At 30.2% G+C, this 14,774-nt stretch carries 13 protein-coding genes; 5 read left to right on the top strand and 8 right to left on the bottom strand.

Annotated elements, in window-relative coordinates; genetic code table 11:
• Positions 1–77 precede the first annotated feature (77 nt).
• A complete protein-coding gene (gene mnmA / locus DB313_RS03560) occupies positions 78–1,142 on the top strand; it encodes a tRNA 2-thiouridine(34) synthase MnmA (protein WP_120104452.1) in 1,065 nt (354 codons plus the stop codon).
• A 44-nt stretch (positions 1,143–1,186) separates the two neighbouring features.
• Here mnmA and DB313_RS03555 read toward each other — a convergent pair whose 3' ends face one another.
• From DB313_RS03555 to DB313_RS03535, 5 genes are all read right to left on the bottom strand, one after another.
• The gene (locus DB313_RS03555) at positions 1,187–3,088 is read right to left on the bottom strand and encodes a methyl-accepting chemotaxis protein (RefSeq protein WP_120104451.1); all 1,902 of its coding nucleotides are present in this window, start codon (positions 3,086–3,088) and stop codon (positions 1,187–1,189) included.
• 30 nt (positions 3,089–3,118) lie between these two features.
• Positions 3,119–5,353: a methyl-accepting chemotaxis protein gene (locus DB313_RS03550; RefSeq protein ID WP_120104450.1), complete on the bottom strand. Its 2,235-nt coding sequence runs from the start codon at positions 5,351–5,353 to the stop codon at positions 3,119–3,121.
• A 158-nt stretch (positions 5,354–5,511) separates the two neighbouring features.
• Complete coding sequence (locus tag DB313_RS03545; RefSeq protein WP_120104449.1) at positions 5,512–6,438, bottom strand: ABC transporter permease; 927 nt, start codon at positions 6,436–6,438, stop codon at positions 5,512–5,514.
• Positions 6,410–7,561, bottom strand: a complete 1,152-nt coding sequence (locus DB313_RS03540; RefSeq protein ID WP_120104448.1) for an ABC transporter permease — start codon at positions 7,559–7,561, stop codon at positions 6,410–6,412. The genes DB313_RS03545 and DB313_RS03540 overlap by 29 nt, the downstream gene beginning before the upstream one ends.
• Positions 7,562–9,142 (bottom strand): ABC transporter ATP-binding protein, encoded by a 1,581-nt coding sequence (locus DB313_RS03535; protein WP_120104447.1) that lies wholly within the window; start codon positions 9,140–9,142, stop codon positions 7,562–7,564.
• Between the two features lie 220 nt (positions 9,143–9,362).
• On the opposite strand from DB313_RS03535, the gene DB313_RS03530 reads away from it, so the two are divergent.
• The 4 genes from DB313_RS03530 to DB313_RS03515 are packed head-to-tail and all read left to right on the top strand — an operon-like array spanning position 9,363 to position 12,443.
• A complete protein-coding gene (locus DB313_RS03530) occupies positions 9,363–10,025 on the top strand; it encodes an HAD family hydrolase (RefSeq protein WP_120104446.1) in 663 nt (220 codons plus the stop codon).
• The gene (locus tag DB313_RS03525; protein ID WP_120104445.1) at positions 10,022–10,885 is read left to right on the top strand and encodes a hypothetical protein; all 864 of its coding nucleotides are present in this window, start codon (positions 10,022–10,024) and stop codon (positions 10,883–10,885) included. The genes DB313_RS03530 and DB313_RS03525 overlap by 4 nt, the downstream gene beginning before the upstream one ends.
• Entirely contained in the window at positions 10,879–11,925 is a 1,047-nt protein-coding gene (locus DB313_RS03520) for a hypothetical protein (RefSeq protein WP_120104444.1), read from the top strand. Before DB313_RS03525 ends, DB313_RS03520 begins: the two co-directional genes overlap by 7 nt.
• Positions 11,922–12,443: a hypothetical protein gene (locus DB313_RS03515; protein WP_120104443.1), complete on the top strand. Its 522-nt coding sequence runs from the start codon at positions 11,922–11,924 to the stop codon at positions 12,441–12,443. The genes DB313_RS03520 and DB313_RS03515 overlap by 4 nt, the downstream gene beginning before the upstream one ends.
• Positions 12,444–12,455: 12 nt before the next feature.
• Here DB313_RS03515 and DB313_RS03510 read toward each other — a convergent pair whose 3' ends face one another.
• The 3 genes from DB313_RS03510 to DB313_RS03500 are packed head-to-tail and all read right to left on the bottom strand — an operon-like array spanning position 12,456 to position 14,773.
• Entirely contained in the window at positions 12,456–12,896 is a 441-nt protein-coding gene (locus DB313_RS03510) for a response regulator (protein WP_120104442.1), read from the bottom strand.
• Positions 12,897–12,944: 48 nt separating this feature from the next.
• Positions 12,945–13,430, bottom strand: a complete 486-nt coding sequence (locus DB313_RS03505) for a chemotaxis protein CheX (RefSeq protein WP_120104441.1) — start codon at positions 13,428–13,430, stop codon at positions 12,945–12,947.
• Between the two features lie 11 nt (positions 13,431–13,441).
• Positions 13,442–14,773 carry a CheR family methyltransferase gene (locus tag DB313_RS03500; RefSeq protein ID WP_420808993.1) on the bottom strand — a complete coding sequence of 444 codons (1,332 nt, stop codon included), beginning with the start codon at positions 14,771–14,773 and terminating at the stop codon, positions 13,442–13,444.
• Position 14,774: the final 1 nt, after the last annotated feature.

Raw genomic sequence — 14,774 nt, 5'->3', positions numbered from 1 at the left:
TGGATTTGCAGATATTATACTATAGATTACAAAAAACATCAAAATCAAATATGTTATAATTCAAAAAGAAATAAATTATGAGAATAGCAGTACTTTTATCTGGCGGAGTAGATAGCTCTGTAGCTCTTTATGAAATGATAAAAAAAGGATATAAGGATATAAAATGCTTTTATCTAAAAATTTGGCTTGAAGATGAACTTTCCTACATTGGAGAATGCCCTTGGAGAGAAGACATTACTTATGTAGACGCCGTATGCAAAAAATTTAATATACCATATGAAATTATCAATCTACAAGATGAGTATTACAAAAGAGTAGTAACTTATGCCATTGAAGAATTAAAAATTGGAAACACTCCAAGTCCAGATATATTTTGTAACACAAGAATCAAATTTGGTGCATTCTTTGAGAAAATCAATAAAAATTATGATTTAATTATTACGGGACATTATGCCATAATTGAGCTTAAAAACAATCATTACATGCTTAAACAAGCTAAAGACAAAGTCAAAGATCAAACTTATTTTTTATCTCATCTCTCTAGAGAACAACTATCAAAACTACAGTTCCCTCTAGGAAATCTACTTAAAACTGAAATAAGGGAAATAGCAGAAAAAATAGATTTACCTAATAAAAACAGAAAAGACAGCCAAGGAATCTGTTTTTTAGGCAAAATTAAATATGATGAATTTATCAAATATCATTTAGGAGAACTTAAAGGTAACATCATCGAACAAGAAACAGGTAAAATACTTGGAACGCATAATGGCTATTGGTTTTTTACAATTGGGCAAAGAAAAGGAATTAAACTTAGCAACGGTCCATGGTTTGTGACAGAAAAGGATATTGAAACTAATACCATTTATATATCGAACAGTAAAAATTACCTAAAACAAGGAAAACAAAAATTTCTAGTTCATAAAATAAACTGGATAAATAAACCATTAAGCCTTGAAAATTTAAGTGTCAAAATAAGACACGGTGAGAGGAAAACGCAATGCACAATAAAAATGCTAGAAAACAATATCTTGCAAGTTTCCTTGCAAGAAGAAGACCATGGAATTTCTCCAGGACAATTCTGTATATTTTATCAAGAAGACGAATGCCTAGGAGGAGCTAAAATTCTTAAAACATTAGTATAATAAATAAATTTTAGACCAAAGGGTCAAGTATAGAACTTGACCCTTTATTTATCAACCTTAAAGTAATCAACTGATTCTTTTAAATCTTTAACACTCTCCAACATCTTTTCTGACATTGCTGACAGTTCTTCACTGCTTGATGCTGTTGTTTGTACCAATTGACTAACTTGCTCTATTGCATTCTTAAATTGTCCTATTTGATTACTCTGATTAGAACTCTCTCTAGTAATATTTTTAACAAGTCTAGCTGTCTCTTCCATTCCAGGAACAATCTGCTCAAAATTATTACCTGCTCTACTTGCAATAGTCAAGCTTTTGTGTGCTATATCAATAATTTCTCTAGCAGAATCCTTACTCTGATCAGCAAGCTTTCTAACCTCTGCGGCAACAACTTCAAACCCCTTACCCTTATCGCCTACTCTAGCAGCTTCAATAGAAGCATTTAAAGCAAGCAAATTAGTTTGCCTTGTTATCTCATCAATAATTCCTATTTTATCTGTAATAACTTCCATTGCCCTAATAGCTTTAACAACAGATTTATGCCCTTCCTTTGTTCTCTCATTAGTATTAACAGCAATATTCTCGGTAGTAGATGCACTCTCAGTATTCTCAGACACACCCTGAGATATCTGCTCAATATTGGCTGTCATTTCTTCTAATGTAGAAGCCTGTTCTACTGCTCCAGAACTTAAATTTTGACTTGCATTTGCTATCTGAATTGCATTTTCATAAAGATAGTCAAGATTTTCAATAACTCCCTTTGCTACAGATGAAAAGCTAGTCCTTAAAAGCTCTAAGTTTTCATATAGTCTATAAAGCTCTAAGGTCTCCCATTTTAAAGGATTCTCCGCAACAGTAAAATCTCCAGAAGCCAATCTTTCAGAATAGTTCAAAATCCCATTCAAAGAAGAACCAAGTCTTGATACAAGATAAACAGTAACCAAACCAAGTGCCAATAAAGTAACTACAAAACTTATCCCCAAAATCAAAGTAGTAAGTCTACTCATATGATAAAAATCATCGGCAGTAACTCGTAAAAATACTATAAAGGAGATATTAGATAGTCTACCTTTTATTCTTTGCGCAAGTCCAACATATGGCTTTCCATTGTTATTAGGGTCAAAATAATGCATAACAATAAGATCTTTATTTTTCTGAATTAAATCCTCAGATGTGGACTTAACTATATTACTATAATAAGGATTAGCGGAAGATAAATTATCACCTGGCAACCAAGTATGATGCAAAAGAAACACACCCGTCTTATCATATACCATAGCTCGTCCAGTTCCTAATGCCCCAAAACTAATACCTTTAAAAGAATTATATATATGATCTGTTGCATAAAAGAGCATAAAATATCCAAGAATATCACTAGTCTCATAATCTCTTAAAGGAATTCCTATTAATATATAAGGAATTTGTCCTGCCTTATTCCTTATCTTAGAAACGCCCTTGACTAAACCTTCTTCAATAGATCCAGCTTCTGCTAAAAGAACCGAAGAGTTATATACAGAACTGGTTTCTTTTAACTTAAGAAAATATTCTTTATCTGCAACAGAAATACCATAATCACTATTATCTTTAACAGCAGTAGTAAATACTATCTCTCCCTTCTTATTAGTTATCATCATGTTACTACCTGTCCTAGCTAGCATCTCAGTTTGTTCCATAATAAATTCTATTCTCTTCGTCTTAAGAGCAGAAAATGCTTCAAATTTAGAATAAGAGTTTAAATACATTGAATTAATTTTTACCCTCTCTTCCATTGAAGAAACATAAATCCTTAAAGAATTTCTGACATTCCCAATAAGATTTTTCATAAGATCTAATTGTTGATCTGTCAAATTATTACTAATCAACATTCCAAATATGAAAAACAACACAGAAATAAAAATCGATATAAGAATACTAACAAGAAGCAATATCCTAGCTCTCAGTTTCATACATTACCACCTACCTCTACAAAAATAATTCTAAAAATCTGAAAAATCTTCATCAAAATTTAATTTCTTATCCACAACATCAATAGCTTTCTTAGGATCTACTCTTTTATTAATAGACTTATTATCACTTACATTTAAATTACTATACACATCATCCTGTCTATTTCCTAAAGATGCACTATTATCATTACTCACAACACCAATACTTTCAGTCGCAAAACCAGCATCACTATCATTAGAACTAAACTCATCAGAATCCGAAACATCCATTTCTTTAATTTTGAAAAAAGATACCGCATGCTTGAGTTCTTTGGACTTTTCAAGCATTTTTTCGGCCATACTTGAAAGCTCCTCACTACTTGATGCTGAAGCTTGAACAACTTCTCCAACTTGATCAAGAGCCATTTTAAACTGAGTGATCTGCTCATCCTGATTAGAGCTTTCCTCAGATATTTTCTTAACAAGATTGGTAGTTTCTTCTATTTCAGGTAACATATCCTTAAATATTAAACCTGCCTCTGTTGCTACTCTCGAATTTTCTTCAACCAGTTCACCAATCTCAAGAGCAGAAATTTTACTAAGATCGGCAAGTTTTCTAATCTCACTTGCCACAACAGCAAACCCCTTACCCTCATCTCCAGCTCTTGCAGCTTCAATAGCTGCATTTAAAGCAAGCAAATTAGTTTTTCTAGCTATTTCCTCAATAACACTAACCTTCTCAACAATAGCCTGCATAGCCACAACAGACTCTTCAACCGCTTTGCCTCCTATCTGTGAATTTTCATTAGTTTTTAAAGCAATTTGTTCTGTTTGTCTAGAATTATTAGCACTCATTTTAACTCCAGCTGATATCTGTTCAATGTTTGCTGACATCTCTTCAAGAGTTGATGCTTGCTGCAATGCACTAGAACTTAAATTTTGACTCGAATTAGCAACTTCAATGCTTGCTTTATTAACATAACCAATGTTACGAAGAACACTCGCAATAGCACTTGCAATATTATCTCTCATTTTAATAATTTGAATGCCTAATGAACTCAACTCATCAGAATATCTCTCATCAAGGTTATGATCTTTATCTAAATTTCCTTGAACTATTTCTCTTACTAAATTTCTAATCAAATCTAGCCTAAAACTAATAATTGTATCTATTCTTATTGCAAGAATAACTACTATTGAAATAATCCCTAAAATAGAAGTTATAATAAACCCAAAGGCCAAACTGTCAATAACCCCATAAATATCTTCATAAGGAATTCTTGCAAGCAACAACCCACTTTCTTCTCCAAGCTTACTGCTAACAGGTAACATAGCATAATAGTTATCCAACCCCATTTCTGGCAAATAAGCCCTCTCAATCTGATAAACAGGAGCCTCAGTTGCCACAACGGCCTGTCTTGGGGGTTTGGACAAAGCATCCTTTAAAACATTAACAAACTTTGAGCTAAGCTTCGAACTCTCATTGTATTCTACTAAAGGATTAGCAGCATGATTACTTGGATCTAAATAAAGCAAATTTCCTCTCTTATAAAATCCAAATCTAGTCCTATCTAACCTATCCCCAATAACATCATTAATTAAATAACCTACTAAATAACCAAGAACTACCTTATCCTCTGCAGAGTAGACAGGAACTACTATAGCAAAAGCCTTCTTTTCCTTTTGACGAGACTTCAAAGCCACTTCTCCCGCTATTCCCTCAGTAAGACCCGTGTACCAGCCAACAAAATTTAGTTTATCTTTTTTATAATCTTCTAAAGTTTTCTTAAAATATCTAGTGCCTGACTCAGATTGACCAAAATCCATATTATTTTCATGTCTTGTAGTAACAATTACCTTACCTTCAAAGTCAAGAAACGCAAATTCTTCATAAATAGTGTCTATTTTCAAGTCTATCAATGTCTTATATATTCGATCACGATACCTCCTGTTTAACTTAACAGTATCAAGAACTGCCTTAGAATGATCCCTCAGTTTGTCTATCTCCGTCCCTGAAAAGGTACGACCTCCATTTTTTAAAAAAGAATATTCATAAAGAGTTTCAAGAGCTATAGTAGATCCTGTACCATCAAGAATAATGTAAAATGTATCTAGCAAAGATTGCATAGCAAAAGTAGCTCTCCTTACTTGACCTCTTGTAAGTTGCTTATAATAATTTTCTACATAATTACCCAAAATGGACTTAAAAATCCAAGAAAAGAATAATACAATTACCATTAAACATATGAACAAAAACCCTACAAACTTGTATTTAATTTTCAACATAAAACTACCTCGTAAAACAACCAGTTATTTAATCACTTTAATAAACTCAAGATTAACAGATACCATTCATAATTTTAGAGCAAAAAAAATAATTCCCAAATAAACCTTAAATAATTTCAACAGTGTTTAAAAATGAATTTAAAGATATAGGAATAAAATTAATCTTGTTTATAGGGCAAACCTAAAGACTTAGGAGCATAGTTCTTTTTTGAAAAAAACATAAGACTTAAAATCACAACAACATAGGGCAAAATAATCAACACCTTAGGAGATACTATTAAAGAGAAAAAGGAAACTTGAGACACAACAACAACTAAAGTTCTTACAAAAGAAAATAAAAAACTACCCATTAAAATGCCAAAAGGCCTCCATTTACCAAAAATTAGCATAACAATAGCAATAAAACCCTGTCCACCTATAATTCCTTGCATATAACTTGAGGTAATTACAGTAGAGACCACTGCTCCCGAAACTCCTGCAAATAAACCACTCAAAAACACACAAAAAACCCTAATCATCACTACATTCACTCCAAGAGATTCTAAAACCTCTGGGTCTTCACCGCTAGCTTTAATTCTAAGCCCAATTTTAGTATATTTAAATATAATATGGAAAAGAATGACACATATTATTGCTATGTAAAGTGAGTATCTTTTTCCAAAAATCTGAAATATAAAAGATTTTTTATCTAAAATTCCATCAAAAAGTATAGGTAACTTAACATCTATTGGAGGGGTTGAAGAAGAACCAAAAATAAAAATCCCAAACAACATAGCAATAGCTGGTCCCAAAAAATTAATAGCCATCCCCGTTATTATCTGATCTGATTTAAGAAAAATAGTAAAAATTACATGAAGACCTGAAAGTGCAACTCCCGCAAAACCTCCAACAAAAATTGCAAATAATGGATTGCCATAAAAATATGCAACTGTAGCACCAACAAATGCACCAAGAGCCATTGTTCCCTCAAGTCCAATATTTATTATTCCACTTTTCTCGCTTATAAGGCCTCCCAAACCCGCTAAAATTAAGGTCTGAGAATTTACTAAAGTTTCACTAATTAGGAATATTGTTGCGTTTAACACTTTTTATACCCTCCAAAATCATCTTATTTAAAAAATGACTAGCAGAAATCACAAGTACTACTATACCTATCATCAAAGACACAATCGAAGAGGATAGACCCATCAAACTCTGTACTCTACTACTACCATAAAGCAAAATCGAGAATAAAATACTTGAAAATATTATTCCAATTGGTGAATTATTTGCTATTAAAGAAACAGCTATTCCATTAAGACCAGTACCTTCCATGTAAGAAAGCTTAAATATTGCCTTATTAACACCCATAACCTGTACAGCTCCCGCAAGCCCTGCAAGGGCCCCTGAAAGAAACATAGCAAATAGCAAAACTTTTCTAATATCAATCCCCACACGATAAGAAGCATCTATATTATGACCTATAGAGCTAATCTTAAATCCGAGTATTGTTTTACTTAATAAAACCCATATCAAAACAGCAAGAACAATTCCAATGATTATTCCAAAATTAAGAGGTGCCTTTAGTAAATCATTAATAAATGGGTTCTCAGCCCTATAGGCAAGTCCCTCAGGTGACAATTTCCAAGAACCAAAAAAGTCAATAAAAGCGCTTTCTCTTATTGACTTAGATAAATCACTATTATCTTTCTTAATAAAGGGTATGTCTATAATTATGTTATTTATATGAAATATGATCCAATTAAACATAATTCCTGAAATTACTTCATTTATATTGAATTTAACTTTTAAATACCCAATTAAAATTCCCAAACTTCCTGATACAATAAAAGCCACAAGAAAAACGCAAATTACATGCAACACAGGAGGTAATTTGAAAAAAAGCCCTGCCATTAAAGCTGCAATTGAACCAAGCATAAACTGACTTTCAACGCCAATATTAAAAAGTCCTGCTTTTAAAGCAATACCTACCGAGAGACCTGTAAAAATCAATGGTGTCGCATAGCTTAAAATGTAACCTAAATGCTTAGGAGAAGAAAACATAATTTCTATTATTATGTAATACATCCTAAAGGGAGAATAACCAAGAAGAGATACTACTAAACCAAGAATTAAAAATCCTAAGCACAATGCAAAAAAGTTAATAAATACCGGTGAATTTAAACATTCCAGAGCTATTTTTTTATATCTATGACCACCAACCTTCATCTAAGCCATACCACCCGTCATCATTTTACCAATAACATTAACATCAAAATTATCCTCCAAAACGCCTACAATTTGCCCATCATACATCACAGCTATCCTATCACAAACACTCATAAGCTCTTCAAGCTCAAGAGATACAAGAAGAACAGCCGTTCCTGCATCTCTTTGTTCCATTATCTTCTTATAAATATTTTCAATAGCACCAACATCAAGTCCTCTTGTAGGTTGTACTGCTAAGAGAACCTCAGGCCCTAAATTAACCTCACGAGCAACAATCACTTTCTGTTGATTGCCTCCAGATAAATTCTTAACTTTACATAAAATGTCTCTTGGTCTAATATCAAACGAATTTGTAAGTTGTCTGCTTATTTTTTTAAGAACACTCAAATTAAATCCAACAAACTGTTTTTTAATGGTATTGAGTATCTTAAATTTTAAGTTACTGCTCTTATTTTTATTCTTAATGTTTAAATACTTCTCATCATCAAAGCTCTTAATCCCAATATTTTGAAAAACACTAAAATCTAGGATAAGACCGTGTTTTTGCCTATCAGACGGTATATTCCCAATTTTTCTATCTATTATTTGTTTTACGCTAAATCCCTTTATAGACTCAAGTTTACCATCAGTCTTCTTAAAGATATCTCCACTAAATACTTCTCTTACGCCAAGAATAGCTTCAACTAATTCTTCCTGTCCACTCCCTTCAATTCCAGCTATTCCAAAAATTTCACTACTTCTAATATTGAAACTAACATTTTTAACTTTAAGCACACCTCTTGCATCTTTAACATTTAAATTCTTAACTTCAAGAATATTTGTATGCTCAACAAATTGCCTCCTAGATACATCAAGAACCGTCTCCTTGCCTATCATTAACTTAGTAATCATTTTCTCATCAACTTCAGAAACATCAAAAGTTCCCACAACTTTTCCAAGACGCATAATTGTACACTTTTGTGCTACAGCTTTTATTTCTTTTATTTTATGGGTAATAAGTATTACAGTATGTCCCTCTGAAACCAATATTTTTAAAATATTCATAAATTCATCAATTTCACTAGGAGCAAGCACCGCTGTAGGTTCATCAAAAATAATGATATCGGCATTCCTATAAAGAACCTTAATTATCTCTATTTTTTGTCCCATGCCAACGCTCAAATCTTCAATCTGCTTATCCGTGTCTATTTTCAAACCATATTTTTTAGAAATATTAAGTATCTTCTTTCGTGCTTTTCTGTAATTAATAAATCCAAATCTTGAATCTTCATATCCTAAAATAATGTTCTGTACAGCCGTAAACTTTGGAATTAACATAAAATGCTGAAAAACCATTCCAATACCATTACGAATAGATTCACTTGAATCCTTAAGGTGCAATTCCTTCCCTCTTAAAAATATTCGCCCGCTAGTAGGTTTATGCACCCCATAAATAGTTTTCATTAAAGTGGTCTTCCCAGCACCATTCTCACCAAGAATTGCATGTATTTCTCCCCTCTTAAAGCTTATAGAGACCTCATCATTAGCTACAAAATCTCCATACTGCTTAGTTACCTTATCTAGCACTAATATATCTTGCATTAATTAAGGCCTAACCTGAAATACATAAAAGGAAAACAATATTTATTCACCATTCTTACAAAATATAATAAAACTTAAATAGGAACATTGGCAATAACCTTGAGAAAAAAATTAAAGACAACTTAAAATATCTCAAATCATGAAATAAACTTAATAAAAGACAAAAAATAATGATAAAATAAATGCACAATACAATAACTACTTTCAAAAGGATTAAATCATGAAAATAAAAGCTTGTATTTTTGATATGGACGGAACTTTAATAAACAGCATTACAGATATTGCATTTTCAATGAATTCTGCATTAAAAAATTTAGGGTACAAAGAAATCAAAATAGATAAATTTAATAACCTTGTTGGAAGAGGATTCGATAAATTCGTAGAAAAAACTTTAGAATACCTTAGTATAAACTTTAATGATAAAAGTCTTAAATATAACCTTTATAAAGAATTTGTAAAAGAATATAATCAAAATCTTTCTTCTCAAACAAGAGCATATGATGGTATACCTGAACTTCTCTCCAAGCTTAATAAGCTTGGCATTCCTATTGGAATTTTAAGCAATAAAAACCACGAAGAACTCTTAATAGTAACAAAAGATATCTTTAAAGACATAAATTTCTTTGAAGTTAGAGGCTACTCTTCAAAATTTGAGGCAAAACCAGACCCTGCAAATGCACTTGATATGATAATAGAACTCAATGTTAAACCTGAGGAGATTGCATACATAGGTGACAGTGATATTGATATGATAACTGCTAGGAATGCTGGGTTTTTGCCAATAGGAGTTTCATGGGGATTTAGAACAATAGAGGAATTGCAAGACAGTGGAGCAAAATACATCATAAACAGTCCTTCTGAACTCTTGGACATCATAAAATGAATGCAAAGGCATATTTTCCTCATTTATATCATTATTTATTTAATCATGAAAGCGTAAAGAGCTTGTCTGTATTTGAAAAAGAAATTGAGATAATTAAATATTTAAAAGAAAATAATAAAACTATTTCAACATTTATAGATGAAGATTTTAAATCCGATCTTAATGTACTCATTCAATATGTTAAAGACAAAACAGATATAATAATTACTCCCTTGGTTTTGTCAAGCATTGAATCTATTGATTTCAATATTGTAAGAGAACTCTTTAGAAAAGGATTTAATAAAAATAATTTAGAATCAACATTTCATTGTATTAAAGCCAATTCTTATCTAAGAAAAGAATTTTTATACAATTTTAATGCCATAAGTAGCGGACTTATTACATTCTACATAAATAAACTCTTTGAAGATAAAAATTCTTACACAATATATCTAATCAAAAAAGAAAATGATATTCTTGATTCTTCAAAAATTATAAAAAACTACATAAAAATTCTACTCTTATTAAGAGTTTTAATAATTAAAATTTGCTTTGAAAAAGAGATAGAATTAAGTTCACAAAATATTAAAGACACAGTAAATTTAATCATCACAGAAATTGATTTTTTAGATGAAAATACAGGTCAACTAGTAACTCAAAGTTTATTTAAATATGAAAACTTAAGCAGTATGTCACCGATTGCTACATTAATATCCATTTTTTCAAATAGAGCAAGAATTCCAAATATTAAAAATAATAAAACTAAAGGTTTTCTAGGATATGATGAAAGCTGGTTTTCAATAAAACAATCAAGCTCAAAAGATTATGATCCAAGAGTTATTAAAGAACTTCTAGAAATAGCTAGGAAAAATAAATGGTAAAGATATTCTCAAATGTTTTAAAAGCTGCTTTAATTACTTCATTACTTGCATTCTTAATAGAAGAATTGTCAATAATACTTTTTTTGACCTATAAAATCCGATTTGGTCTTATATCCATCGGATTTTTATTCGATTTAATTTTTATCTTAATTTTTTTATGTAAAATTTCAAAAGCTTATTTTTCACAAAAATTACAAATATACATAAGGAATAATCTATTCTTTGACATATTACATTGCCTAATTCCCCTTATATTTTACAGTTCTCATCAAATTAAAAATATAATTAATCCTCATGAAACTATCTTAAATCCAATCATACTTTCTCTTTTTAAATTAAGATTTTTAAGACTTCTTAGATTCAATGATTTAATGATTGAACTTTATTATAATGAACAAGAGAAAAATTTAATACTCATTGCATTCGCTAGAACATTTTCAATAAGTCTTCTAATTCCATTCATATTTTTTATAATATTTTCAAGTACAAGCTTTGCAAATACAATTCCAGAAAAACAAGAATTTAATATCATAAAAAACATCTCAATAATAACTGAAAAAAATTATATTAAAGAAAAATATCCTTTTATTTTAATAATTAAAGATATGGAGAATACAATATATTCCAAATCCAATGACATATTTCTTTATTACAGTCCTAGTGAATACAAAATTATTGAAATAGACCAAACAAAATTTTACATAGATAAATATTTGCAAAGAAAAAATGATTCCATTCTTGGAATCTTCTTATTTTCACTCTTTATTTCATTTACCATTTTTTTAATGAATTTTTACAAATTTTTTAAAGTAAGTTTCTTAAATCCAATAATACTGATGCAAAAAGTGTTACAAGATCCAATTGAATATAGAAAAATTCAAATCCCTTTCCTATTCAGCGAAGAAAAAATATATGAGATGGCAAAAAAATTTAACAACATTTTACTAAAAGACAAGCTCAACGCAAAAAGAAGAAGCAAAATTCCCCTAGAAATAGAGAAAGTTAAAAAAATAATAAACATTAATAAGGAACAAACATGATAAAAAAAATATTTCTCTTATTTCTTATTAACACATCTCTTAATTCACGCTTAATCACAACTTCAATTGAAAAACGCGCATCCGAAGAAACTAAAAAATATTCTGCTTTTAATCTAATCTTAGAAGAAGAATATTACACTAAGTATCCTAAAAGTCAAAATGAAATACAGATATATGAACTAACAGAAAATTTTATAAAAAGTATTATAAAAGGTAAAGTTAATTACACTACAATAACTCCAGCTTACAGAGAAATCAATCAATATTTACTTAGAAGTGAAATTATTGACAAAAGCTTTTTAAAATATAAAATATTTAAAATCAAACCCATGGATACAGTTTTTAAAAGCTTAGCATTACTTTACACAAAAAAAGGGTTTTATAAGGTAGAACTATACATAGGAAATAACAAGAAAAATAAATTAGAAATTTTTAACTTAAACACGTCATATTTCATAAAAAACATGGATGAAATAAAAAACGAAATGATTTTTTATAGAACAAATTTAAATTTCTAATTATCAAATAAGTCACTTAACGAACACAGACATAACTCTTTGAAGAACCTTAGTTCTATCAAGAGGCTTCACAATAAATGTTTTTGCACCCTTAATTAAACAGTCCTTAACCAACTGCTCTTTCCCCAAAGCAGAAATCATTATCACCCTAGCATTCTTATCAAATTCCATAATATTAGAAAGACAGGTTATCCCATCCATTTTAGGCATAGTAATATCAAGAGTAACAATATCAATATTAGGATAATGATTCTTATACTTAATAACAGCTTCCTCACCATCAGCAGCAGTATCAATAATATTAAACCCCTCAGAAGTAAAAATTTGCGTAAGTTGCTTCACAGTAAAAACCGAATCATCAACAATCAAAACATTAAAAGGAATTCCAGTTTCATAGTTAATACCCTTTGGTTTAACTGAAGAATCCACAGCAATAGTAGTTTTCTGGATCATACCAAACCCTCTCTTCTAATAATAAGTAAACTTAACTCCATAATCATATCAAACCCTCTCTCTTATTGCAATATTAACTTCTATAATTTTGCCATCTGGCAAAGTAAAGGGTACAATTAAAGCCTCAGAACCTTTATTACTTATTTTCATATTCTCCCCATAAATAAAGGCCGGCGGAGTTATATCGAATATAAATCCCTTAGCATGCAAAGTAGTAACAAAATTGCCGGCAATAATATTACCAACCTCAGTAAGAGTAGCAGCAACCATTTCCTTAGTCTCCTCATCCTCAAAATCAACATACTCCTCAAAATTCAACTTAGAAGCAATAAAAAGAGCCGTATCAATATCCATGTCAATAACAATGCTACCCTCAACAGAACCTGCAAGTCCTACAATTACAGAGACTCCTTTTATTTTTTGATTGATTGACTTAAGTCCTGGACTCCCCATTTTAATATCTTCAACGAGCAACATATCTCTTAAAACTGAAGAAGCAGCATCCAAAAATGGCTCTATGTAATCTATTCTCATTCGTTTCTCCTTTAAATCTTTTTATACAAGTTAAAATGCTCTACAGATCTATCTTTTACAAAAATATCATTATCTTTAAGCTTCTCATTATCTCCCAAAATCAAAAGAGCCCCACTAACAGTCTTTTTTGCAATCGTATCTAAAATTAATACTTGCTCATCATTCTTCAAAAAACATAAAACATCTCTTAAGAAAATAATTCCCAAATTATCAGGGAACTCCGACAAAATGGCATCTGAATATTCGAACAAAATATTATTCATAATCTCTGCCTTAAATTTATAAATTCCCGGACTCTGTTCAAAGGAATTCTTTCTATAAATCTCGCTCAAATTAATTTCAGATTCTGAGAAAACTAAACTAGAAGTACCAATTACTCTAGTTAAATCATTATCAATAGCTATCACCTTAAACATTTTCTTATAAGATTCATATAAAGCATTCACAAAAGATATTGTCTCCTTTCCATCTCCACATCCAACCTCAAAAACATTTAAAATAGAACCAACGCCACCAATATTATTCACATGCCTTTCAATAACCTCGTCCTGAAATTCTTTTAAATATCTATCATCCCATAAGCATCCTGACGATTTTGAATAAAATTCACTTAAAAAAAGATTATAAGACTCATCACTAATATTAGTTATATTTAATTTTATCCCAACTTCTCTTAAAAACTCATCATTTACCAAATATGCATTGAAAGAATACTTAAAAAGATTATCTCTAATTACCTTCAAATCATCTAAAGAATCATTAGAAGATGAACTAAGTTCACCAAGATCTTCCTCTACAAATGGTGAATCAACATTTATTTCCTCTTCTAGTAAACGCTCATCTTCCTCATCATAATTAAAAACCTTGTCTATATCAAGAAGTACATACAATTTATTCTCATGTTCAATTACTCCCTTTATGTACTTTATAAGTGCATCTTGAGATAAAACAGGATGAGGATCTTGTATTAGAGAAGAATCAATTGAAAAAACATTATTGACCTTGTCAACAATAATACCAATCAATAAATCTTCATTTCTAAGTACCATAATATCTTCAAGTTCCCTTTCACTGGTCTTTAAATTAAACATTATTCTAAGATCAATAATAGATATTATTTCCCCTCTCAAATTATCAAGACCAACCACATATCTCCTAGCATTTGGAACATATGTAAAATTACTAGATTTTCTAATTTCTTTAACTTTCATTATATCTATTAAATAATTGTCATCACCAATATTAAAAGATACTACTTTAAAATCCAAGTTAACAAAATTAGACTCTCTAATCTCCTGTCTATTTAACTCATCATCTCCCAAATGAATCTCTTTTATGTCTATC

It is taken from the genome of Borrelia turcica IST7 (assembly GCF_003606285.1).
In the GTDB taxonomy this organism is placed as follows: domain Bacteria; phylum Spirochaetota; class Spirochaetia; order Borreliales; family Borreliaceae; genus Borrelia; species Borrelia turcica.
Note: the sequence above shows the minus strand (reverse complement) of the source record. Positions and strands in the feature narration are given on the sequence as shown.

What these genes read in the sequence shown, in the direction of transcription:
- DB313_RS03535 (WP_120104447.1), bottom strand. Translation starts at nt 9,142, where the DNA reads ATGCAAGATATATTAGTGCTAGATAAGGTAACTAAGCAGTATGGAGAT.
- DB313_RS03515 (WP_120104443.1), top strand. Translation starts at nt 11,922, where the DNA reads ATGATAAAAAAAATATTTCTCTTATTTCTTATTAACACATCTCTTAAT.
- DB313_RS03505 (WP_120104441.1), bottom strand. Translation starts at nt 13,430, where the DNA reads ATGAGAATAGATTACATAGAGCCATTTTTGGATGCTGCTTCTTCAGTT.
- DB313_RS03540 (WP_120104448.1), bottom strand. Translation starts at nt 7,561, where the DNA reads ATGAAGGTTGGTGGTCATAGATATAAAAAAATAGCTCTGGAATGTTTA.
- DB313_RS03530 (WP_120104446.1), top strand. Translation starts at nt 9,363, where the DNA reads ATGAAAATAAAAGCTTGTATTTTTGATATGGACGGAACTTTAATAAAC.
- DB313_RS03525 (WP_120104445.1), top strand. Translation starts at nt 10,022, where the DNA reads ATGAATGCAAAGGCATATTTTCCTCATTTATATCATTATTTATTTAAT.
- DB313_RS03550 (WP_120104450.1), bottom strand. Translation starts at nt 5,353, where the DNA reads ATGTTGAAAATTAAATACAAGTTTGTAGGGTTTTTGTTCATATGTTTA.
- mnmA (WP_120104452.1), top strand. Translation starts at nt 78, where the DNA reads ATGAGAATAGCAGTACTTTTATCTGGCGGAGTAGATAGCTCTGTAGCT.
- DB313_RS03520 (WP_120104444.1), top strand. Translation starts at nt 10,879, where the DNA reads ATGGTAAAGATATTCTCAAATGTTTTAAAAGCTGCTTTAATTACTTCA.
- DB313_RS03555 (WP_120104451.1), bottom strand. Translation starts at nt 3,088, where the DNA reads ATGAAACTGAGAGCTAGGATATTGCTTCTTGTTAGTATTCTTATATCG.
- DB313_RS03510 (WP_120104442.1), bottom strand. Translation starts at nt 12,896, where the DNA reads ATGATCCAGAAAACTACTATTGCTGTGGATTCTTCAGTTAAACCAAAG.